Here is a 22,138-nt window from a genome sequence, read left to right on the forward strand (position 1 = left end):
CTGTTCATTAGTCTGTCATATCTATGAACCAATTGTAGCTCAGTAAATACGGGAAATATATTTTTTATTTACCGTAAGTTCCGGCAAAAACGAATTATATAAAAGCGTTTTCAATTATGATTGCTGCAGGAATTCGAATGATTTAGCCGAATGTAATGAATCGGTAAATTTTCTCAATACTTTTTAAAGGACTGAAATCATGGGATATATTATGGACTTGCGGAAATTGATTGGAAGCCGGCCGATAGTTATGACAGGTGCTTGTGTACTTTTATTGAATGCTGAGGGACAGCTGCTGCTTCAGCATCGGAAAGATAACGGTTTATGGGGCTTGCCGGGCGGCTCATTAGAACCTGGAGAGACCCTTGAGGATGCGGCGAAAAGAGAGCTCTTTGAAGAAACAGGATATTCGGCCTGCAGCCTTGAACTGCTTCACGTGTTTTCCGGTGAAGAGTTTTATTATCAATATCCTCATGGAGACGAGGTATATAACGTTGTCGCTGCTTATATCTGTACAGACTATGAAGGTAGTACCGTAATTGACGGGATTGAAGTACAGGATGTTCGCTTCTTTGATTTGAACCATCTTCCCGAAGCGATGGGCGGCCCTGACCCGCTTGTCATCGACTATTACATGCGAGACCGATCATTTTGATAAAAAAAGACAGCTAGAAAGCTGCCTATTAAAACAAATCGTATATTCCTTCTGCTGATTCTTGCGCGGCCACTTCTTGAATAAACGCAGGGTTCTCCGTCAAATGAGATATCTCCTTGAAAAGGTCTTTCAAGAGGTATCTTTTTTCATTGCTCATGGCCAGCAAAAATACGATTGATACTCTTTCTTTTCCCCACTTAACGGGATTTCTAAAAACCGACATCCCAATGACTGCTTCTTTCACTAGATTCGGGTTTCCATGAGGGATCGCCACACCGCCTCCCACAGCCGTTGACGATTGTTCTTCTCGTTTCAGGACGCTTTCATTGTAGCTGTCTCTTACGAATCCGAGGTCCTCCATTTGATGAACCATTGATTTTAAAATATCTGCAGGGGCTGCCTCACCGGAATGAACCGATATCAGCTCTGAATGCAGCAGCTTTTTAAAGATCGGATAGCGGCTATGCGTATCGATTTGCGAGCCGTTTTGAATCCAATGTTCAATTTCTTTCTCCTCCTCTTCGGTCATAAGAGGAGACACGACTATCACTGGCACATCCTGATAAGAGAAAGGGACCGTGCTGATCACTAAATCCGGCTTCTTCTCTTTAATTTCAACAGGTGCTTCACTGACCGACGCTGTTCCTGCGATCTCAATGGAATGGAGCTTCCGCTCAAGTTTGGTCACGATGAGCTGGGACATGCCGATTCCCATCGTACATATGACGAGCACCTTCAGATGACGAGCGCTTTTTTTCTTGAACCGTTCTACTGAGGCTTGAAAATGAAGCGTCAAATAAGCGATCTCTTCCTCAGGGAGCGATTTTTTCAGCTTTTGTTCAACAACCGGCAACGCATAATAAATCATCTCAAACATCGTCATGTACATTTTCTTGATCTCATCTGCCATAGGATTGGAAAACGGCAAGGCGTAATCCAGTCGATGGAACGTGGTCTGCAGATGGCCTGCCAATCCGGCAAGCAAAAGCTCATCATTCGTAAAATCAATATCCGTAATCTCAGAAACGGCCTCGATCAGCTTCTTTGAAAACTCCAGTACAGCAGCATCAAATCCAGCCAGTTCTTTCTCCAGTTTTCCCCTGTCCTTCGCGTGATAATAAACTTTTGTGCCAAGAACCCGGATCGTGATATAGACGGCTTCCTCCTGAGGGAGTTTAACGGCCATGACCTTTTCAATATCCTTTAAAAAAGCTCCAACAGCCGGGTATTCTTTCGTTTGTTTAATCCGCTCCTCCTCATCCGGAGAAATCGTAATTTTACTGCCCGTCTTCACCCTTTTAATTGAAATCAGAATATGAGTAATCAAGTTTTCAAGCGCACTATCTGTGAACGAATAGCAAAGCTGCTGTTCTAATTTCTTAAGGCTGCTTCTAACGAAATCAATCTCATGAGGAGCAAAGATCCGGTTCACGAAGTTTTTTTCTTCTTCTGCCGCATGAATCAGCATACCGGTCAATCTGGATAAAGCATCACGCCTGTTTTTTTCGTTGCCGTCCACCCTCAAACCAACCTTTTGTTTAAGCTGAATTTCCAGATTGAACGACTTAAGCCAATCCTCCATCTGCTTGATATCATGCCTCACAACCGTTTTGCTGACGTAATACTTTTCAGCCAGCTCCTGAAGCGTCGTATCTTTATTTTTTAAAAGGAGCTGGCGCACGATGCTCATTCTTCTAATTCTGTCAGCCATTACGGTGTCTGCTGCCTGCTCTTTTTTAGAGATATCCATTAAATTTGAGATTGCAGAGGCTGTACCCTCGAGATAAACACCTACTCCGCGTCTTCTTATCAAGCGGACGTCTGATGCCTGCTTCAGCCATTGGTCAATAACCTTACAGTCATTCCGGATTGTTTTTTCAGAACAATCCAGTTCGGAGGCAATATCATCTACTGACACGCTTCCCCCGCTTTTTAATAAAAAAGAAAGCAGTCTGTTTTGTCTATCAATCACTTCATCACCTGCTCCTGCCATTCTCTGTCTTATGTCTTAAGATGGCCTATTCCCTAAGATTTACTTCCCTTCTTAGTCTAGGTCTTTAGATGCCGAAGTCAATGTTTTATGTTTGTTTTACAAATTAAGGTTAGAGGAATACTATTTTTAACGATATCAACGGAAGGATGTGTTCAGGATGGAAGAAACAAAAATGAAGAGGCACTGCAGCCATTGCAATCAGGAAACGATGCACATTGTTCGTGAAGATGCTCTCGAACTCGAATATACGTGCACCAACTGCAAACATACAGAAACAGAAGTGAAAACGTTCTTTTGATTTATACGAAAAAAGCCGGCATTCAAGAATGCCGGCTTCCACTTATTTTAATAGCTTCTTAACTAACTTTAACCCGTTCTTTGCAGAAGGATATCGGAAGGAGAAATCAAACCGGTTTGTTTGCTTCAGCACGCTTTTAGAATGAGAGAACGTTTCAAAGCTGTATTTTCCGTGGTAGTTCCCCATCCCGCTTTCTCCAACACCGCCGAACGGAAGGTAAGGCGTGGCGATATGCATGAGAGCATCATTTATGCAGCCTCCACCGAAAGAAACACGCCCCGTAATCTGGTGCTCCGTTTCCTTGTCTTGTGTAAACAAATAGAGAGCAAGCGGCTTCGGGCGTGAGTTGATGAACGTAATCGCCTCATTCAATGAAGTATATTCCATAACCGGAAAAATCGGGCCAAAGATTTCCTCTGTCATAACAGGAGAATCAGGGCTTACCTCATCAAGCAAGGTGGGCGCAATTCTGTTTTTGTCATCCGATTTTTCTCCGCCGAAAATTATCGTTCCGTCGTTCAAGTAACCCGTTAGTCTGTTATAGTGGTGACCATTTACTATTTTTGAGTAAGAGCTGTTTTCAATCGGCTGCTCTCCGTAAAATTCTTTAATCGTCACCTTCATTGCCTCAATAAGTGCAGCTTTTACATTCGTATGGACAAGCAAATAGTCTGGAGCAATACACGTTTGCCCGGCGTTCATAAATTTACCGAAAACGATTCGTTTCGCCGCAAGCCTGATGTTGGCATCTTCATGTACGATCGTAGGACTTTTCCCGCCAAGTTCAAGCGTGACGGGAGTTAATTTTTTGGAAGCAGCCTCCATGACAACTTTTCCAACCCGTACACTGCCCGTGAAAAAAATGTAATCAAATGGCTGATCTAGAAGAGCTTGACTCGTTGATACTCCACCTTCTGCCACTGCGATATAAGACGATGGATATAGCTCCTGCAAAATATCTGCAATCAGCGCAGACACATTCGGTGTCAGCTCTGAAGGCTTGATAACAGCCGTATTTCCTGCAGCAATCGCACCGACAAGCGGAGATAATGCAAGCTGAAACGGATAGTTCCAAGGAGCAATGATCAGCACCGCACCATAAGGCTCCGGCAGGATATAACCTTTTGATCCTGCATGTGTTAAAGCGGTCCGTACTTTTTTCGGCTTCGCCCATTTTCTTAGGCGCTTCATCGTAAAATTAATTTCTTTATATAAAATTCCAATTTCTGTGGAATATGATTCAAGTTCCGATTTATTTAAGTCAAGTGCAAGAGCCATGACAATCTTCTGTTCATGCATCTTTACTCCGGCTTTCAGCTTTTTCAGCTGTTCCAAACGGAATTCTATGCTTTTTGTTTCCTGGGATGCAAAATAAAATTTTTGATTCTGCAGAATTTGATTAACTTCTGCTGCTGATGCTTCTTTCATGATACATACCCCTTTTCCATTGTCATGATCATATGTTTAAAAACTTAAACATATGAACCTACAAGGTTACTATAGTTTCTTTCCAAATAAAAGTCAACACCAAAAAGGTGCCTGACACTGCCGTGCCTGGCACCTTCTAATAATTAAAATTGAGCAGTTTATACTCCAGAAATTCATCCATACCGTACTTCCCGCCCTCGCGGCCCATCCCGCTTTCTTTCATACCGCCAAACGGTGCCTGCACATACCCGACTTTTGTTCCGTTAATGCCGATCATCCCAAATTCCAGTCGATCTGAAACCCTGATAGTCCTTCCAAGATTTTTCGTATATACATAAGCAGCCAAACCGTAGACCGTCTCGTTCGCCTGTTCGACAGCTTCGTCTTCTGTCTCAAAGGGGATGAGGGGAATAACAGGCCCGAATGTTTCTTCCTGGAAGATTTTCATCTCTTGTGTGACATCACACAGGATTGTCGGTTCAAAGAAATTCCCTTTTTTGTATACGCCGTTCCTAAGTGGGTTGCCTCCTGCTATAATTTCGGCTCCTTTATGTACGGCATCTTCGACTTGGATCTGTACCTGTGAGAGCGCCGCTCTATGGATGAGCGGCCCGATCTCTACACCCTGCTCTAATCCATTTCCGATTTTCAGTTCTTTTATTTTTTCAGTTAACACAACCGTAAATCGGTCAAGCACAGTTTTTTGGACAAATACACGGTTAGCACACGTGCAGGTCTGACCATTGTTTTGAAACTTATTTCGTATTAAACCATCAACCGCAAGATCAATGTCTGCATCATCAAATACGATAAAAGGGGCATGTCCCCCAAGCTCGAGAGAAACCTTCTTCAGTTTTTTTGCAGCTTGTTCCATGAATTGCTTTCCGATCTGAGCGGATCCTGTAAAACTGATCTTTCTGACCTTATCATGGTTCACAAAGACTCCACTGATTTCCTTTGCATTTCCGATGACCAGATTGGCTGCACCATGCGGCAGACCAGCCTTTTCAAAGATTTCAAAAAGAGCAATGGCCGACAGCGGTGTTTCAGGGGACGGCTTAATAACCACCGTGCACCCTGCTGCCAGGGCAGGAGCCAGTTTCCTTGTAATCATGGAGAAGGGAAAATTCCATGGTGTAATGGCCGCCACAATGCCGACCGGATGCCGCTGAACAAGAAGTCGCTGGTTTTGTTCAGAAGAAGGAAGGATCTCACCATAAATTCGCTTTGCTTCCCCAGCATACCAGAGGACATACTCAGCACCCCAGAGGACTTCCCGTTTCGCCTCGGCAAGCGGCTTCCCTTCTTCCATCGTTAGGATTTTTGCCAGCCGGTCCGCATCTTCTATAATTAAGTTATAGGTGGTTCTCAAGTAGTCAGCACGTATTTCCGCTGTTTCTGCTGCCCAATGAGGAAAAGCTCTTTCAGCGGCATTAACCGCACGCTCTGCGTCTCTTTCACCGCCAAAAGCGACACTTGCGATGAGCTCCCCGGTCGCTGGGTTTCTCACAGGATGACGTTCTCCCTTTGCCGCCTCTAACCATTCTCCGTCTATGAACATTTCCGTCTTTACCAAAGCAGCAATATCAGCCTCCATATCGTGTCCTCCTAAATGACTCCATCAGCCTTGGCCGTACTTTATAACAGTACGATTCTATTCCCTGCATCGAACAACTATAAACAGGTGCCTGGCACTGGATTACAGTGCCAGGCACCTGAATGGTAACTTCCTAGCCGATCTCCCTTTGGAGCTGGCTGTGGTAAAGCTCGGAGTAAAAGCCTTCTTGCTTCAGAAGTTCATCGTGAGAGCCTCTTTCAAGTATTCCTCCTTCTTTTAACACGAGGATCTGATCGGCCTTTTGAATGGTGTTCAGCCTGTGGGCGATAATAAAGCTCGTCTTGCATTCCATCAGCCGCTGCAAGGCTTCCTGAATTTTCATCTCTGTGATGGTATCAATGCTGCTCGTCGCTTCATCCAAAACGAGGATGACAGGATTGGACAGGATGGCTCTTGCGATGCTTAACAGCTGCTTCTGCCCCTGGCTGATGCCGCTGCCATCCTGTTCAACCATGGTCTCGTACCCATTAGCAAGTTTTGTAATAAAGGAGTGGGCATTCGCCTCCTTTGCTGCTTCCCTGACTTCCTCATCTGAAGCATCCAACCTTCCGTAACGGATGTTTTCCATAATGGTCCCTTCAAAGAGGAACGGATCCTGCAGCACAAATCCCATATGCTCCCGAAGTGCCTTGCGCTTAATCCCCGTGATTTCGCGCCCGTCCACGAGAATGCTTCCGCTGTTCGCATCATAAAAACGGGACAAAAGATTGATGATCGTCGTTTTCCCCGCTCCCGTCGGACCGACCAAGGCGACCGTTTCACCTGGTGAGGCATGAAATGAAATATCATTGACGGTATTGCCTCCTTCTTCATAGGAGAAGGAGACATCCTTAAATTCAATCTCTCCATGAACACCATCCAGATCTTCGTTTCCTTCTTCATCTTTCGTCTCTTCTTCCTCATCCAGCACTTCAAACACCCGCTCCGCTCCTGCAACAGCTGATAAGAGCGTATTAAACTGGTTGGAAAGATCATTCAGCGGGCGGGTAAACTGCCTCGAGTATTCGGCAAAGATTACGATGGTCCCGATCGTGACCATCCCTTTTAAAGCTAAAACGCCACCTGCCCCGGCAATTAAAGCAAAGCTGACGTTATTCAAAACATTCATCAGTTTGGGAATGAAACCTGAATACGTTTGTGCCCAAAACCCTGATTCCTTTAACTTATCATTTTTCGCCAAAAGCTCAGCAATCACACGATCTTCCTGAGAGAAAGCTTTTACGATCCGCTGTCCTGAAACGGTTTCCTCGATATAACCGTTCAGTTCCCCAAGGTTTCTCTGCTGTTCCTTAAATAATCGGCCTGTACGGCTTGTGATCCACCGCATACCAAGGAACATAACCGGCACAATCACAAGGGTGATCGCAGTTAGGAGCGGGCTCAGCCAAAGCATGAATCCAATTGTTCCTAACAGAGTCAGTACACTGGAGAAAATCTGGATGACCGAAGAGTTAAGTGTGGAGCTTACATTCTCAATATCATTGATGACCCGGCTCATGATTTCTCCATACTGGCGCTGATCGAAGAATGGGATCGGCAATTTGTGAAGATGGCGAAACAGCTGAGTCCTCATCGAGAAGACCGTATTCTGTGCAATTCCGATCATCCAGTAGTTCTGAAGCCATAGCGCTCCGGAGTTCAGGATATAAATAGCCAGTAAACCGGCAAGAAGCCTTAAAAGGCCGCTGTTTTCTTTTGTAATAATATAATGGTCAATGGCCTTTCCGATCAAAAAAGGGCCAAGTAGACCGAGAATTGAACTTAGGACAACCATGAAGAGGACGAGCCATAAGCGACCCTTCTCACGTGCCAGATATCTCCAGATCTGCTGAAGTGTTCTTCGCCAATCCTTTGCTTTCTCTTTTTTTCTTCTCGGTACGGCTTCCTTCGCCATCACCTCTTGAACGACAGCCCTTTTATGCCGGAACGGTTCATTCAAACCCTTGAGCATGCTTTAACGACTCCTCTCCAAACTGAGATTCGAAGATTTGCTGATACAGGCTGGAGCGCAGCAGCAGGTCCTCATGTTTTCCTTCCATCAGCAGCTTGCCGTTTTCAATCAGCAGGATTTTATCCGCTTCCATTGCTGTAGCAATCTTTTGGGTGATAATCAGGATCGTAGAAGGAAAACTCCTCAGTGCACCGAGGAGTTTTCCTTCTGTTTTCAAATCAAGAGCACTTGTACAGTCATCAAGCAGCAGAATCTTCGGCTTTCTGACTAAAGCCCGTGCAATGGAAAGACGCTGTTTTTGTCCCCCAGATAAATTGACCCCTTTTTGCCCGAGTTTGGTTTCATATTGTTTTGGCAGAGACGCTATGGTTTCAGCAATCTGGGAATTCTCAGCAGCTGCCCTAATCTCTTCCTCGGTGGCGTTTTCTTTTCCCCACGCTATATTCTCCTTTACGGTTCCTGTGAAAAGAAGGGCTTCCTGAGGAACAAGGCCGATCGCACTTCTTAGATGCTCGAGCTTTATGCGTGATATATCCATTCCATCAATCAGAATCTTTCCCTCATCTACATCATAAAGTCGGGGAATCAGCTGAAACAGCGACGACTTTCCGGACCCTGTCGCTCCCATGACTGCTACAGTCTGTCCTGGTTCAGCTTTAAATGAAATGTGCTCCAGGACTTGTTTTTCCGTCCCAGGATAATGAAAGGATACTTTCTGAAACTCAATTTCACCTTTGAAATCAGGACGGATTATTTCTGAATCTTCATGGTTAACGAGATCCACCTCGGTATTGAGCACATCAGAAATCCTGTTTCCTGATGCCTTTGCTCTTGAAAAAGCCATGATGATCCACGAAAAAATAGAAAAAGTTGACGTGATTCGTGTGCTGTAGTTGATGATGGCTACTAGATCACCGACCTTTGCATCTCCCGTATTGACTTGAACACTGCCAAACCAAAGGATACATAAGATGGCGATATTCATAACGAGAAGCAGGATCGGATTCGTAGACTCCATCAGCCTCAATGCGAATGCTGTATTATTCTTAAGCTTGCTGTTGGCTTCGGTAAACCGTTTGACTTCATGCCTGCTTCTTAAGAAAGCTTTAATGATGCGGATACCTGAAAGGTTTTCCCGTATGACGCCATTCACTTTATCCAGGTTTTCTTGAACAGACTTGAACAATACGCCTCCTTTTTTCAAGACCCACATTAAAAATACAAATAAAATTGGAATAGCCACTGCTATGAAAATGGCCAATTTCGCGTCTACGACAAATGACATGACGAGTCCGCCTATGATCATTAAGGGAGCTCTCAGCATGACCCGCAAACTCATAAACACCGTGTTTTGCATCTGGGTCACATCATTGGTCATTCTTGTGATCAGAGACGTAGTAGGAAACCGGTTGAAATTCGCAAATGAGAACGCTTGAATTTTCGTAAACAAATGCTTCCTGAGATCATATCCGTAGTTTTGACTGACATGCGAAGCATAGAAGGAATTGATTACACCGGCTGCAAACGCGCAAAGCGATATGCCAACCATGACTCCTCCCCACACCATGACCACCTCAAGATCTTTTTTCAATATCCCATTATCAATAATTTTGGCGATCAATAAGGGCTGCAAAAGCTCGACAGCCAGCTCAACAAGCATCAAAAACAAAGCAACAGCAACCTGCAATCGGTAAGGTTTTAAAATCGACAGGACTTTCAAGACTGCATCATCCTCCAGAGCCATCTGTAAAAAAATTATAATAATATGTATTGTTTACTTACTTAATCATACCTTTTCTGGATAATTTATTAAATAATTTGAACTTTTCGAAGCATCTCGATTTCCTTCATTTATGGAAAGAATGATATAATTCAAAAGAAAATGGACTGCAGGAGGTGTTTACAGTGAATGGACAGAACCGGAAAGACATCTCTCCAGGACTCGAGGTTAATATTGTTTTAAAACAAGATCAAAGAAGCGGCAAACTCACAAATGGTATTGTGAAGGATATCCTGACGAACGCTGCTTTCCATCCGCACGGAATTAAAGTACGGCTCCAAAATGGACAAGTAGGCAGAGTGAAGGAAATAATCAGCAATTAGAGCTAGCGCTTCAAAACAAGGAGGAACCAAAATGAGCAATGAAATAAAAAACAGCGAACTACCGCCAAAAACATGTACGATTGAACGTTTAGTCACCCTTCCTGAGGACGTGGAAAAAGTACTTGCAGGAGAAAAAACAGCCACTCGCCGCAACGGCAGATATGCTGACATCGGGGAAATCATGGAGCTTAAAGGCTCAAAGTTTATTGTTGAAAACGTGTATTCCCAGGCGCTTGGCGAATTAACAGACGAGCATGCAAAACAGGAAGGCTTTGAAGATGTGGAAGGCTATAAAAATTCCATTCTCTCGATCCACCCTGGTATGCCTTGGCTGCCTCACATGAAAGTATGGGTTCATGAATTCCGCGCGCTGGAAGAGTAATAGCAGCTCTCAATGAACATGGCCTATCGTGTTGTGCTTTATATTCATATTCTTAGCGTCATCTTATCAGTCGGGCCCTTCTTTATTTTGCTTCCTTTATTAAAGAAGCTAAGAACAGCAGGTCCTGGCAATGAAGAGGCTTACTTGGACTCCTTTAAGGCAGCTGTCCGTCTTGCCAAGCATGCGGGTCATGTCCTTGTTGTCAGCGGGGTATTGCTCGTACTGATTACGAACCGATCGTGGACAACGCCATGGCTGTTGACCACGATCATCATCTTAATCTGCTCGCTTTATTTTCTCGCAAGAGCCTTTTCGCCAACCATACGAAGGTTTAAAGACCTTGAAGAACAAAGGAATCCTCTTGTAACCAAACTAAAAAAAGCAATTTGGATCTACATGGCCCTCATGATGGCCATGCTATGGTTCATGGTTGCCAAGCCTGTAATATGGTAGAGAAAAAGGAGCGATCCCATTTTTGGATCAGCTCCTTTTTTCTTTTATCCATGAAAATATGTCTATACCGCTACCCCGGCGAAAAACTCCTCATACAATGCCTGAACTGCTTTTCTTTCATCGCTCACTCTTACACCGAACATCATACTTACCTCAGAAGAACCCTGATTGATCATTTCGATGTTAACTTCCGCTTTGGCCAAAGCCGTTGATGCACGGGCCGCCGTTCCTACACTTTCTCTCATCCCTTCGCCCACCATCATGATAAGAGCCAAATCACGTTCTACTTTTACATCATCTGCCTGAAGCTCCTCTTTAATCCGTTTAACAATCTGTTCCTCCACAGATTTAGTGAATCGATCCTGCCTGAGAATGATGGAGATGTCATCAATTCCTGATGGCATGTGCTCAAACGATAGGTGAAAGTCCTCCAGAATGCTAAGAAGCCTGCGGCCAAATCCAATCTCGCGGTTCAAAAGATATTTGCTGACATAGATACTGCAAAAGCCATCATCACTGGCAATACCGATAACAGGGCCATTAGCCAGCTCTCTTTCTTTTACAATCATGGTTCCAGGTTTTTTCGGCTGATTCGTGTTCTTCACGTTGACCGGTATGCCTGCTTTAAAGGCCGGCATGAGCGCTTCATCATGAAATACAGAAAAACCAGCATAGGAGAGTTCACGCATTTCACGGTACGTAATTTCACTTATTTCTTTTGGACGGTTAATAATTGTAGGGTTTACTGAATAGACGGCATCCACATCCGTGAAGTTTTCATAAACATCGGCCTTTATGCCGCTTGCCAGAATAGAACCGGTAATATCTGAGCCGCTCCGGGAAAAGGTCACAATCTCACCTTCTCGATTAAAGCCAAAAAAACCCGGAAAAATAATGATACCTTTCCGGTCTCTAAGTCTATATAGAGAGTCATAGGTTTCCGGCAGTGGCTGGGCGTTTCCCGGCTCGTCAGTAACAAGAAGACCTGCTTCCTCGGGATTAACATAATGAGCATCTATACCTTTGTGCCGAAAATAAGCCGCAATCAGCCTCGCATGGCTGTCCTCCCCGCTCGCCTTTACTGCATCCATATATTTCTGCGGATTACTGCGGTCTCTGTTCAATAATTCCAAGAGGTTCGCTTTAATTTCCGTGACCGGTTCCCTTGGAAGCTGAAGCCCTTCAGCAATGCTTTCATAACGGTCAATAATGCCTTGAAACGCGTTTTGTTCTTCTCTTCCTTGAAGATACGCTGCAGCACATTCTATTAAAAGATCCGTAACCTTTGTGTCTTCTGCAAACCGTTTTCCCGGGGCTGACACCACGACTACTTTACGTTCCGGATCTGAAACGACAATATGAAACACTTTTTCCACCTGCTCTGAACACGATAAAGATGAACCACCGAATTTCACGACTTTCATTTTTAACATCCCCTACTGTTAGTATTTGTCCGGTAAATTTTAGTTACTATTATTACGCGTTTCAGTATAAGATGCAAGGGTATTTTCCATACATAGAAAACAAATGTCCTCTCTAAAAGAACTAATGATTAAGTATTACTTAACACTCCCGGGCAATATTTGCGGTTTTTCGATTATTTCCGAGGGAATATTCATGAAACAGGGAAATAATGAAAGGTCCTGTCAGGATTACCCGACAGAACCTTTGAAATCTATTTTACTTTTACTCTTACTGGGTCAAATGGCTTTGATTCCTTCGTTTTCTACTCAAATGTTCCTTTCACAACTGGTATACCGTCCTGAACCATGACCTGCCCTTTAGCAATAACCGTATCAATAGCCAATGTATCTTTAGTTAAAAGCACAAGATCGGCATCCTTCTTCTCATGCACAAAGCCTTTGTTCTTAAGCTTCAATACTTGGGCGGGGTTGGAGGTGATAACCTTTAACGCGTCTTCAAGCGAAACCCCTTCCTGCAGGACAGCATCTCTGACTTCTTTAAACAGCGAAGAAACTTTTCCTACCTGCAGCCCTTTAAATTCCCCATCTTCATTAAAAATTGGAAGACTTGCCTGGCCATCAGATGAGAACGTGATGTTCCAGATCGGAACGCCCTGATCGAGCATCATCTTAAGTCCCTTACTGCATTTCACTTCGCCCTCTTCTAAGAATTTCGGTATGGTGCTCGTCGTCAAATCAACAAAACCGCCCCGCTTGGCAAAGCGGATACCGTCATGAAAAAGTTCTTCGGTACGGTTAATATGAGTCGGATGAAAATGCATTAACGGTATATTCGTTCGTTCGATCAGTTCCTCTATCGGTTGAACCCTCGATTCACCGGCCCCAATATGGACTTCTAGAATACCGGCTTTCCCTGTAAGCAAGCCTCCGTTGCGGGCAGCTGCTGCTATCTTCGTTAATTCCTCAAAAGTCGGTTCTGAAGAACGATGGTCTGAGATAGCGATCTCCCCCACTCCAATGACCTTCTCGATAAAAATAATATCTTCTTCAACCTTGCCTGTGATGGTGCGTACAGGCAGCTGATATGATCCGGAATGGATATAGGTGGTGATTCCTTCTTCATCAAGGGCATGAGCTTTCGCTAGAAGACTCTCCATTTTCCTCGTCGTTCCATCCGTCCCAAGCAGCCCGACCATCGTTGTAATGCCGGCAGTTGTAGCATCAGTCAGCATCAATTCAGGCGTACGTGTTTTGAAGCCTCCCTCTCCTCCACCGCCAGTGATGTGGACATGGGAGTCGATAAAGCCCGGTACAACGAGCTTATCTGTTGCATCGATAACAGTGATCGGCACAAAGCTGTCCGGAATATCAATCTGTTTTCTGATATAGCCGATCTTTCCGCCTGCAAGCAATATATCTTTCTGCCCCAGATGATTCGGGCTGTATACATCTCCATTTTTTATTAAAGTAAGCACTGCTTTGTTCCCTCCAATTTTGTCAATTGCCCCAGCTGTCTATTGTGTACTCGGATAGCAGGAGCGTGCGGTGATTTTACACATCGATTACTTCAGAGGGCATAAATTATTTGTCGAGATTATAAAAAGAAGCCGGCTTTTATGCCGGATTCCTCTTATTTCATTTAGCAAGCTGCCTCTGGATGAAGGTCAGCGTATGTTCAATAATAGCTTCCTGATCATGATCGAGGGTGGCTACATGGTAGCTGTCACTCATGTAATACAATTCTTTATCCTCTGAAGAGATCTGTTCATAGATGAATTGAGAATTCAGCGATGGTACGACATGGTCTTCCTCCGAAACGAAAATGAACGCAGGGCACGTTACTTGGTCAAGATGATTCTTAACTTCTTCCATAAGCTTTAAAATTTCCTTCACAGATTGGACCGGTGTTTTTTCATAGGCAAGTTCTAATATACCCTCTTTTTTTATATCCGAACCGATGGCGTCCAGAAAACGGGGCTCTGCAGCATTTTTTAACGGTTCCATCTCCGGGATATCTATAGCCGCATTAATGGGTATGATTCCTTTGATTTCCGGATATTTTTCAGCCAGATAAAGGGTTAACGTCCCCCCCATGGAAAGTCCCGTAACAAAGATCGTATCGCAGCGTTCCTTCAGCCATTGGTATCCTTCCTCCACAGATGCAATCCAATCCTGATGATTGCTTTGTTCCATGTCCTCATAATGGGTACCGTGCCCTTTAAGCCTGGGACCGCAAACGGTATAGCCTGCTTCTGCATAAGCCTTGCCCAAAGGCAGCATGCTTTGTGTTGAACCAGTAAAACCGTGCGAGACCAAAATCCCCACCTGGCTGCCTTCATAATAAAACGCCTCTGCATCTTTTAAAACCGGATACTTTAGTGCCCTGTCTTCCATGGATATCACCTTCCATTTAAAGGATTTGTACACCTAACACTTCGTTTAAAGGGATGAGAGTCCTGCTTGCCATTCGCTTCTGTCTCCAAGGATTTCAAGTGCATAACAAAACCCGCTCGAAAAAGCGGGTTCTTTTCTCTAGTCATTCAGTGTTTGAATAAACTGTTCTATGACCTCATTGAATTTCTCACTTTCTTCAAGAAACGGGCAATGGCAGCTTTGCTCAAAGATTTCCAGCCGGGAATCAGAAATGTTTTCCCGCAGATGTTCACCTGCTGCTACAGGTATGAGCTTTTCTTCTCTTCCGAAACAGAGTAAGGTCGGTTTTTTAATTTTGCTTAAAAAACCTCGGTAATCCACAATCGATTGGTCGAACAATACCGCACTCGCAATCGACTCCGGCATTTTAGTAACTTCGGCCATCATCCAGGAAAAATCGTCCTCAGACAGCTCCTCTTTAAACATAAGAGGGACAAAGCCTTCGAGTACTGCCCTCCGATTACTTTGAATGTCTCTCATAAATTGAGTCAGTGCCGGCAGATCAAAAGCACCGATCGGAAAATCCGGCCATTTAAAGTCGGAAGCAAGTTCATCTACAATCACTGTCCCTTTTACGTGGTCTTCCCCAAATTGCTGCAGATAGTCCCAAATCACAAAAGCTCCCATGGACCAGCCGGCCAAAACGACATTCTTTAAATCCAGCTTCTGAATAAACGCATGGACATCGCGCGCATATTGAGCAATTGTGTGTCCGTGATGAACCATGGAGGATTGTCCGTGTCCTCTCAAGTCCAGTGTGATCGTTCGGTAGCTTTTAGAAGGAGCCGAAAGCTGTTTATGAAAAAATTTACTGCTCATCCAGACTCCATGGATAAATATAACAGGTGTTCCTGTTCCCCGTTCTTCATAAAAAAGCTCTACATGGTCTTCAACCTGTGCAAAAGGCATGTGTTATCGCTCCCTTCCTTAAATGGGCCTTATCGGCTATATATGCAGCTTCGATTCAGACTTGAACCTATTACTTTACTTTTCTAACATTCGGCCGGTAATTCATGAAGTTATCAAAAGCAAACCCTCTCACCTGTTCTTCGGAATAGTGCTTGAGCAGTTCATTAATTAAATTCTGGCTTTTAGCCGCATTCTCCAAATCCGTTATAAAGTTGGCGATGCCGTCGAAATCAGAACCTAAGCCGATCTGTTTCACTCCACCCAGTCCACAAAAATGATCAATGTGCTTTATTAAGTCAGGAATAGATGCTTTGACCTGATCTTGATTGATAAAGGGGGGATTATATACCACATGAATCGTACCGCCCTTTTCAAACATCGCACTCGCCTGTTCATCGGTTAAATTTCGCGGATGGTCACAAAGTTCTTTGGAATTGGAATGGCTGGCAAACGGATAATCAGCGATCTCGAGTACATCCCAGAAGGCCATTTCACTTAAATGGGAAACATCTGTTAGAATCTGATGCTTATTATGGAAGTCAACAACCTCTTTTCCAAACACGGTCAATCCCCCGCCCCGCGGTTCTCCTGCCCCGTCGGCAGCCAGGTTCGCCGTGTTCCACGTTAACCCGACAGAAAGAACGCCTAATTGATGGAGGATGTGCAATTTGGAGAGATCATTTCCAATGGCATCTACCCCTTCCAGTGTCAGCATCGCACCAATATCGCCATCCTGAATCCTGTCAAAATCTTCCCAGCAGCGTATATGCTTCATCTCTGGATTTTTGCCAAGCACTTCTTTATAAAATAGATCCACCTGGCCAAGCGCAGCCTGAAACTTCTGATCTGACGGAATCTCAGGTTCAATGAAAATAGCAAAACACTGCACTTTTACATGCCCCTTTTTCAGCCGCTCCTTATTCGTCTCGAGCTCAGGGGCAGATGCAAAACTTAGCTTCCCTTTTTCTTCATACAGTTTTAATAATGCGTCACAATGAAAATCAATGATATTCATGTTTTACTCCTTATTGTTTACTCACGTATGTATTTACTTCTTGAAAGACCGCTCTCCTCCTGCTTTTCCTCTATTTTTATTGGATGACTTAGGTCAATATCCCCAGCCATTTCACATAAAATAAAGAATCCTGCTAATTTTTTTCATTGCAAGAGGAGTTTTGACACAATATGTCGAAATTGTCTAATAACTGACTAGTTCTTTAGATTCATAGTTTTGATACAGAATATAAAAGAAAGGATAATGCGTATGAAATCTACTAAGGCGCAGGCGGCCCGCTGGCTGTCCCGCCTCATCCATAAAGAAAAAATCGATATGAAAGATGAAAAAATCCGTGACGAAACCTTCTTGTTTACAGTTGAAGGGTTTTGTGAACAAAAACCGGTCTTTTTTATTTGCCGAGATGAAGACGGCTTGCAGTTCGGCTACCACTCTTTTAAGGAGATAGATCCTTCCCGGCCTGCTCCCTCTAAGGTAAAACGGCATCTGATTGAATGGGAGATGCTGGAGTCAGGAAGCAGAGAAGAACGGCAAGAGAAAATATTAAATACATTGGTTTCAACCATCCGTTCACGAAAAAAGCAGTATCGGACGTGCCAATACTGCAGCATTAAATTCCCCCCGGAACAGCGCTTCAACCAAAAAACCTGCCAAAACTGTGCACCATCCCGTTCTCACGCCGTTCACTAACCTTTGCTTTTCGGTTCGGCACCGAGCTGCCTGGCCAGATAAACAATGGACTCATTGATCCGCCAAATATAATGAACGTTGTGTAACAGGCGGAGATGGTTAAGCATTTCATGTTCGCTTGATTCAGACTCTTCCGGCAGGCGTTCCAATTGTCTACGTTCCTCTTCCAAATTGACAATTTGTGCCTGCCCTTCTCCTCTGATCACCGCACTCAGTGCTTCAATATTATCCGTCAGTGAGAGCTGAACATGGTTTATCAGCTCTTCAAACTTTTCGTCAGTGTTCAGCTGGCTTTTTCGTGTTGAAGAAGCAACCAGATGCTTGGCGTAAAAGTTGATGGCCGTCAGAACGGTGAGCTGCTGCTGAATGCCGGATCGGCCAAACCAGCCTCTGTATAACGGGCTTGCGTCGTCTATCAGTGTCTGCAGCAGCTGATCGAGCTCCAGCGCATGATCCGCCAGGTTGAAAGCAGAGTGCTTCTCTCTGAAACGGTCAATATAATTGTCCACGTACTCCTTAAGTGAATTCAGGTACTCTACAGTAGAGGTTGTGACTTTATCCCGTGTTCTCTGCGGATAGACGAGAGCAGATACCGCAAACCCCAACCCGACCCCTGCAACGGTATCAATGACACGCGCTGCCATTAATTGCTCGTTGATGCCGCCAAGGAGGATATCATACATCAATGCAAGCAGCATCGTGATCCAGAACATCATCAGTGTATAAGAAATCGGCAGTAAGTAAAAAGCCAGGAAAACACAAATGAAGAGCAAGATAATATCCTGAATACCGGTTAAATACAGGGCGATAATGAAGCCGGCTATTGCACCTAAAAAGGTCCCTACGCTCCGCTGTACAGCTTTGACGAGCGTACGGCCGACTGTTTCCGTTCCGAGAAGGACAACAAAACAGGACAGTAAAATCCAATATTGATGAGCAGGGGAATATATGTGGCCGAGCACAATCGATAAGCCTCCTGCGATCAATGCCTGGATGGCTTTTTTGGTCGTAGGACGCATCCCTTCCTCTTCTTCATTCTTTGCATCTTCTTCAGTGTCTTCTTTTTCAAGCGGATCCGAAGTTCCGCCATCACTGCTTGCTCTCTGCAGGGACTGTTGAAGTCCGAACGCCCCATCAATAATATGATTGGCAATCGACTCTATCCTCCGGATCAGGTAAAGCCATTCTTCATTTCTTTTATCCAGCTTCAAAGTACGAAGCAGCTGCCGGAGCGATTGTAAACTGGCTGCTGCGTTCTCCAAGTAATGCACCTGTTCCCTGTTGAGCACTTCGGCCTCACGAATGGATTGAATAACAAGCAGCAGCGAGGAACGTATTGAATGGTTTTCGAGCGCCCGGTGTTCTTTTAGACGTCGTATGGAGGGTGACAAGGTTTCCATCAGCATCGCTGTATCAAAAATGTACAGGCGAAGCTGGCTGGTGCTGAGACCGGGCCATATACCTCCTGGATCTGTAGAACCAAGCTCATTTGAGACTACACGTGCATAATCTCCGAGCTTTTTGACATTCCGGTCGAGATTTGCCAGCCTCTGCTTATCTAATTTAATATCCCTTACGATATCAATGACAATATTCAGCGTAAGATTTGCCTGTATATGAAAAGAACCCATGGAACGTTTTAATACTTCTTCAGGCTTGTCCTTAATGAGGATAAAATTATAAAAGTAAGCAAATAAAATACCTGTTGCTATGGAAGCAAACAGCCAGGGAACCTGAGCGAAAGTAACTTTAAGGAGCATAGCAAAATAAAAGGACATGAATGCAATCATGCAGATAGAAAAGTAGCGGCTTCCAAAACGTTGAAGATAAAGCGCTAAAAATACAACAAGAAGTAAAAACAGATCCGCTGTAATCCCCCATTTGGATAGCCATGATCCGGTGGCGAGAGAACATGCACTCGAGGCGGCAAGCAGAACGGTCGTCAGTTTCTGTTCTTTTTCTGTATCATCGTTTACTACAAGAATCCCCATCATCCCTACCACACCAGCAAAAATAGCTGCTGTGATCTGACCTCCGGCATTCAGTACGATAATCAGCATGACTACTACTGAACTAATGACACTCAGCGTCACTTTACTCGCTGTCCTCAACCGTTTCCTGCCTGGATCTGACGCAAGCAGCCGATACATCCAGTACCTCATTTGATCCCCCCTTCTGCTGAATTAGCTTTTCTGTGCATTATATCGTTTTACGTGAGCTTCACACAATGAATGTAACTTGTAAAATGACTCTTTATTTTATATCCATAATTTGCTGTCCCATAAACCGTACATGCAAAAAAACCGGCTCCAAAAGGAACCGATTTTTTTTGCATCTTTTATTAATGTCCGCCAAGATAGGCCATTTTCACCTGCTCGCTTGAAGTGAGCTCCGCCGCATCACCTGACAGCACGATTCGCCCTGTCTCTACGACATAGGCACGGTTAGCGATGGAAAGCGCCAGATTCGCATTTTGCTCCACGAGTAAAATAGTCGTTCCCGCTTTGTTGATCTCTTCGATTATTCGAAAAATTGTCTTAACCAACAGCGGCGCCAGTCCCATGGAAGGCTCATCAAGCAGCAGCAATCTCGGCCTGGCCATCAATGCCCGCCCCATGGCAAGCATCTGCTGCTCCCCTCCGGACAGTGTTCCGGCCTGCTGTTTCAGCCGCTCAAGCAGTCTTGGAAAAAGCTCATACACCTTTTCCAGGTCCTGCTTAATCCCGTCTTTATCTTTCCTTAAGAACGCGCCGAGCTGAAGATTTTCCTCTACGGTCATATTCGCAAACACACGGCGGCCTTCAGGAACATGAGAGATTCCCTGTTTTACAATCATTTGTGCGGCTTTCCCATTGATCGATTTGCCCTCATAAAGGATTTTCCCCTGCTTCGGTTTCAACAGTCCGGAAACGGTTTTAAGCAGAGTACTTTTGCCGGCTCCGTTCGCACCGATCAGCGTAACGATCTCGCCTTGATTGATTTCAAGCGATATGCCCTCAAGCGCCTGAATGTTGCCGTAATAAACGTTAATATCCTCTACCTTCAGCATTATGAAACCTCCTCGCCCAGATACGCTTCGATGACTTTTGGGTTGTTCTTAATTTCTGATGGTGTCCCTTCAGCAATGAGCTGGCCATGGTCAAGAACGTAAATCCGTTCACAGACACCCATGACGAGCGGCATATCATGTTCAATGAGAAGAACGGTCAGATTGAATTGCTCCCGGATGAAGGCGATCAGATTCATTAATTCTTTTGTCTCATGAGGATTCATCCCGGCTGCCGGTTCGTCGAGCAGCAAGAGCTTCGGGTTGGCGGCCAGGGCACGCGCGATCTCGAGACGGCGCTGCTGGCCATATGGAAGGTTCTTCGCCTTTTCATCTTTAAATCTGTCCAAATTAAAAATCTTCAAGAACTCTGTCGCTTTCACGTCCATTTCCTTTTCTCCGGAAAAATGTCCCGGAAGCCTGAAAATCGAGCTTAAAAGAGTATGCTTAGCCTGCGAATGGTAAGCCACTTTTACATTATCAATAACGGACAGTTCCCCAAACAGCCGTATATTCTGGAACGTCCGGCTGATTCCATTTCTCGTAATCTTGTAAGGAGGAAGGTTGTTCAGCCTTTTCCCGTTCAGCGAGATTTCCCCTTCGGTTGGAACATAAACCCCGGTCAGCATATTAAAGAAGGTCGTTTTCCCAGCACCGTTAGGTCCGATCAGTCCTGCCATCTCGCCAGGAAACAATTCAATGTTCACATCCGAAACCGCTCTCAGCCCCCCAAAGCGAATACCGATGTTGTCTACTTTAAGCAACGGTTTGCTTGTTTCCATCCTTCGCTCCTCCCTTCGTCTTCTTTCCTTTGCTGAAGATTGACGTAATCTCTTTCGTCCCCATCAATCCTTGAGGGCGGTACAGCATGACAACAATGAGGACGATGCTATAGATGATCATCCTCGTTTCAGGATAGTCCTGCAGGAACGTGGAAACGACAGTTAGAAGGATCGCTGCAATAACAGAACCCGATAAGGAGCCAAGCCCTCCGAGTACCACGAAAATCAAAATATCAAATGATTTCAGGAATCCAAAGTTCGAAGGCTGGATAATGTAGAAGTTATGAGCATACAACCCACCCGCAATTCCAGCAAAGAAGGCGCCGATGACAAAGGCAGTAACCTTATAATAGGTCGTATTGATTCCCATCGCGTCAGCCGCGGTTTCATCTTCCCGAATGGAAATACAGGCCCGGCCATGTGTGGAATTTGTAAAGTTTACAATAACAAGGATAGCAATGAGCATACAGCCGAAGACCCACGGCCATGTCGTCAAGTGGTTGACCTGCATGCCGCTCGCTCCGCCTACATAATCCAGGTTCAGAAACACAATACGGACGATCTCACCAAATCCAAGAGTTGCGATGGCAAGATAATCGCCTTTTAGCCGAAGACTTGGAAACCCGATAATAAAGCCCGCCAATGCGGCAACCAATCCTCCAACGAGAAGAGCTGCTGCAAAAGGAAGCTCCAGTTTCATAGTGATGATCCCCGACGCATACGCGCCTACGGCAAGGAAACCTGCATGTCCAATAGAAAACTGCCCTGTAATGCCGATGATCAAGTGAAGCGAGACGGCCAATATGATATTAATAGCAATAAAGATCAGTGTATTTACATAAAAGAGGTTCAGCATTTGGCCCGTGATCATGAACTGGATAACACCAAAGATAACGAGAGACAAAACGATGGATGTCCAAAAGAGCTTAGCTTGTTTAAAAATCGCCATATTCGTTCC

Annotated in this window: 19 protein-coding genes and 1 pseudogene; 6 read left to right on the top strand and 14 right to left on the bottom strand. The window is 44.7% G+C overall.

The genetic code is table 11. The features are described 5' to 3' along the window. The first annotated feature begins 199 nt into the window (after positions 1 to 199). Positions 200 to 655, top strand: coding sequence for an NUDIX hydrolase (locus M1K46_RS18015; RefSeq protein ID WP_091007764.1), 456 nt, complete (start codon positions 200 to 202; stop codon positions 653 to 655). A gap of 28 nt (positions 656 to 683) precedes the next feature. Here M1K46_RS18015 and M1K46_RS18020 read toward each other — a convergent pair whose 3' ends face one another. Further along, a complete protein-coding gene (locus tag M1K46_RS18020; protein ID WP_256227120.1) occupies positions 684 to 2,627 on the bottom strand; it encodes a BglG family transcription antiterminator in 1,944 nt (647 codons plus the stop codon). 178 nt (positions 2,628 to 2,805) lie between these two features. Here M1K46_RS18020 and M1K46_RS18025 point away from each other — a divergent pair, with 178 nt between their 5' ends. Then, positions 2,806 to 2,946 carry a hypothetical protein gene (locus M1K46_RS18025; RefSeq protein WP_175501928.1) on the top strand — a complete coding sequence of 47 codons (141 nt, stop codon included), beginning with the start codon at positions 2,806 to 2,808 and terminating at the stop codon, positions 2,944 to 2,946. A 42-nt stretch (positions 2,947 to 2,988) separates the two neighbouring features. On the opposite strand, the pseudogene M1K46_RS18030 reads toward M1K46_RS18025, so the two are convergent. The 4 genes and pseudogenes from M1K46_RS18030 to M1K46_RS18045 form a co-directional block, all read right to left on the bottom strand. Next, a pseudogene (locus M1K46_RS18030) lies at positions 2,989 to 4,389 on the bottom strand (aldehyde dehydrogenase); the annotation flags it as partial. Between the two features lie 121 nt (positions 4,390 to 4,510). Further along, positions 4,511 to 5,971 carry an NAD-dependent succinate-semialdehyde dehydrogenase gene (locus M1K46_RS18035; protein ID WP_305585929.1) on the bottom strand — a complete coding sequence of 487 codons (1,461 nt, stop codon included), beginning with the start codon at positions 5,969 to 5,971 and terminating at the stop codon, positions 4,511 to 4,513. A 133-nt stretch (positions 5,972 to 6,104) separates the two neighbouring features. Beyond that, a complete protein-coding gene (locus M1K46_RS18040) occupies positions 6,105 to 7,943 on the bottom strand; it encodes an ABC transporter ATP-binding protein (RefSeq protein ID WP_256227121.1) in 1,839 nt (612 codons plus the stop codon). Next, positions 7,924 to 9,687, bottom strand: a complete 1,764-nt coding sequence (locus M1K46_RS18045; protein ID WP_256227122.1) for an ABC transporter ATP-binding protein — start codon at positions 9,685 to 9,687, stop codon at positions 7,924 to 7,926. The genes M1K46_RS18040 and M1K46_RS18045 overlap by 20 nt, the downstream gene beginning before the upstream one ends. Before the next feature lie 161 nt (positions 9,688 to 9,848). Here M1K46_RS18045 and M1K46_RS18050 point away from each other — a divergent pair, with 161 nt between their 5' ends. From M1K46_RS18050 to M1K46_RS18060, 3 genes are read left to right on the top strand one after another with little or no spacing between them, the layout of a single operon-like run. Then, positions 9,849 to 10,046 carry a YwbE family protein gene (locus M1K46_RS18050; RefSeq protein ID WP_091007749.1) on the top strand — a complete coding sequence of 66 codons (198 nt, stop codon included), beginning with the start codon at positions 9,849 to 9,851 and terminating at the stop codon, positions 10,044 to 10,046. Positions 10,047 to 10,077: 31 nt separating this feature from the next. Continuing rightward, entirely contained in the window at positions 10,078 to 10,428 is a 351-nt protein-coding gene (locus tag M1K46_RS18055; protein ID WP_091007746.1) for an ASCH domain-containing protein, read from the top strand. An 18-nt stretch (positions 10,429 to 10,446) separates the two neighbouring features. Then, positions 10,447 to 10,881 (top strand): hypothetical protein, encoded by a 435-nt coding sequence (locus M1K46_RS18060; RefSeq protein ID WP_175501936.1) that lies wholly within the window; start codon positions 10,447 to 10,449, stop codon positions 10,879 to 10,881. 62 nt (positions 10,882 to 10,943) lie between these two features. On the opposite strand, the gene M1K46_RS18065 is transcribed toward M1K46_RS18060, so the two are convergent. The 5 genes from M1K46_RS18065 to M1K46_RS18085 form a co-directional block, all read right to left on the bottom strand. After that, positions 10,944 to 12,305, bottom strand: coding sequence for an aspartate kinase (locus tag M1K46_RS18065; protein ID WP_256227123.1), 1,362 nt, complete (start codon positions 12,303 to 12,305; stop codon positions 10,944 to 10,946). 302 nt (positions 12,306 to 12,607) lie between these two features. Further along, entirely contained in the window at positions 12,608 to 13,780 is a 1,173-nt protein-coding gene (gene iadA, locus M1K46_RS18070) for a beta-aspartyl-peptidase (protein WP_256227124.1), read from the bottom strand. Positions 13,781 to 13,940: 160 nt separating this feature from the next. Further along, complete coding sequence (locus M1K46_RS18075) at positions 13,941 to 14,699, bottom strand: alpha/beta hydrolase (RefSeq protein WP_256227125.1); 759 nt, start codon at positions 14,697 to 14,699, stop codon at positions 13,941 to 13,943. Between the two features lie 138 nt (positions 14,700 to 14,837). Next, positions 14,838 to 15,647: an alpha/beta fold hydrolase gene (locus M1K46_RS18080; RefSeq protein WP_256227126.1), complete on the bottom strand. Its 810-nt coding sequence runs from the start codon at positions 15,645 to 15,647 to the stop codon at positions 14,838 to 14,840. 70 nt (positions 15,648 to 15,717) lie between these two features. Further along, the gene (locus M1K46_RS18085; protein ID WP_091007731.1) at positions 15,718 to 16,662 is read right to left on the bottom strand and encodes a dipeptidase; all 945 of its coding nucleotides are present in this window, start codon (positions 16,660 to 16,662) and stop codon (positions 15,718 to 15,720) included. Between the two features lie 249 nt (positions 16,663 to 16,911). Here M1K46_RS18085 and M1K46_RS18090 point away from each other — a divergent pair, with 249 nt between their 5' ends. Continuing rightward, positions 16,912 to 17,352, top strand: a complete 441-nt coding sequence (locus tag M1K46_RS18090; RefSeq protein ID WP_053355770.1) for a hypothetical protein — start codon at positions 16,912 to 16,914, stop codon at positions 17,350 to 17,352. Here the strand turns inward: M1K46_RS18090 and M1K46_RS18095 are convergent. From M1K46_RS18095 to M1K46_RS18110, 4 genes are all read right to left on the bottom strand, one after another. After that, on the bottom strand, positions 17,349 to 19,514 hold the full coding sequence (locus tag M1K46_RS18095) for an FUSC family protein (RefSeq protein WP_256227127.1): 2,166 nt from the start codon (positions 19,512 to 19,514) through the stop codon (positions 17,349 to 17,351). The two genes, M1K46_RS18090 and M1K46_RS18095, sit on opposite strands and share 4 nt — an antisense overlap. Before the next feature lie 179 nt (positions 19,515 to 19,693). Next, positions 19,694 to 20,401, bottom strand: coding sequence for an ABC transporter ATP-binding protein (locus M1K46_RS18100; protein ID WP_053355772.1), 708 nt, complete (start codon positions 20,399 to 20,401; stop codon positions 19,694 to 19,696). Continuing rightward, the gene (locus tag M1K46_RS18105) at positions 20,401 to 21,180 is read right to left on the bottom strand and encodes an ABC transporter ATP-binding protein (protein ID WP_256227128.1); all 780 of its coding nucleotides are present in this window, start codon (positions 21,178 to 21,180) and stop codon (positions 20,401 to 20,403) included. Before M1K46_RS18105 ends, M1K46_RS18100 begins: the two co-directional genes overlap by 1 nt. Then, positions 21,155 to 22,129, bottom strand: coding sequence for a branched-chain amino acid ABC transporter permease (locus tag M1K46_RS18110; RefSeq protein WP_053355774.1), 975 nt, complete (start codon positions 22,127 to 22,129; stop codon positions 21,155 to 21,157). The genes M1K46_RS18105 and M1K46_RS18110 overlap by 26 nt, the downstream gene beginning before the upstream one ends. Positions 22,130 to 22,138: the final 9 nt, after the last annotated feature.

Origin of the sequence: Fictibacillus sp. WQ 8-8, from assembly GCF_024494405.1 — a bacterium.
GTDB lineage: Bacteria > Bacillota > Bacilli > Bacillales > Fictibacillaceae > Fictibacillus_C > Fictibacillus_C marinisediminis.

Excerpts from the sequence above, each read along its gene's own strand:
- M1K46_RS18015 (WP_091007764.1), top strand. The coding sequence starts at position 200 with ATGGGATATATTATGGACTTGCGGAAATTGATTGGAAGCCGGCCGATA.
- M1K46_RS18025 (WP_175501928.1), top strand. The coding sequence starts at position 2,806 with ATGGAAGAAACAAAAATGAAGAGGCACTGCAGCCATTGCAATCAGGAA.
- M1K46_RS18035 (WP_305585929.1), bottom strand. The coding sequence starts at position 5,971 with ATGGAGGCTGATATTGCTGCTTTGGTAAAGACGGAAATGTTCATAGAC.
- M1K46_RS18040 (WP_256227121.1), bottom strand. The coding sequence starts at position 7,943 with ATGCTCAAGGGTTTGAATGAACCGTTCCGGCATAAAAGGGCTGTCGTT.
- M1K46_RS18045 (WP_256227122.1), bottom strand. The coding sequence starts at position 9,687 with ATGGCTCTGGAGGATGATGCAGTCTTGAAAGTCCTGTCGATTTTAAAA.
- M1K46_RS18055 (WP_091007746.1), top strand. The coding sequence starts at position 10,078 with ATGAGCAATGAAATAAAAAACAGCGAACTACCGCCAAAAACATGTACG.
- M1K46_RS18060 (WP_175501936.1), top strand. The coding sequence starts at position 10,447 with ATGGCCTATCGTGTTGTGCTTTATATTCATATTCTTAGCGTCATCTTA.
- M1K46_RS18065 (WP_256227123.1), bottom strand. The coding sequence starts at position 12,305 with ATGAAAGTCGTGAAATTCGGTGGTTCATCTTTATCGTGTTCAGAGCAG.
- M1K46_RS18075 (WP_256227125.1), bottom strand. The coding sequence starts at position 14,699 with ATGGAAGACAGGGCACTAAAGTATCCGGTTTTAAAAGATGCAGAGGCG.
- M1K46_RS18080 (WP_256227126.1), bottom strand. The coding sequence starts at position 15,647 with ATGCCTTTTGCACAGGTTGAAGACCATGTAGAGCTTTTTTATGAAGAA.
- M1K46_RS18085 (WP_091007731.1), bottom strand. The coding sequence starts at position 16,662 with ATGAATATCATTGATTTTCATTGTGACGCATTATTAAAACTGTATGAA.
- M1K46_RS18090 (WP_053355770.1), top strand. The coding sequence starts at position 16,912 with ATGAAATCTACTAAGGCGCAGGCGGCCCGCTGGCTGTCCCGCCTCATC.
- M1K46_RS18095 (WP_256227127.1), bottom strand. The coding sequence starts at position 19,514 with ATGAGGTACTGGATGTATCGGCTGCTTGCGTCAGATCCAGGCAGGAAA.
- M1K46_RS18100 (WP_053355772.1), bottom strand. The coding sequence starts at position 20,401 with ATGCTGAAGGTAGAGGATATTAACGTTTATTACGGCAACATTCAGGCG.
- M1K46_RS18105 (WP_256227128.1), bottom strand. The coding sequence starts at position 21,180 with ATGGAAACAAGCAAACCGTTGCTTAAAGTAGACAACATCGGTATTCGC.
- M1K46_RS18110 (WP_053355774.1), bottom strand. The coding sequence starts at position 22,129 with ATGGCGATTTTTAAACAAGCTAAGCTCTTTTGGACATCCATCGTTTTG.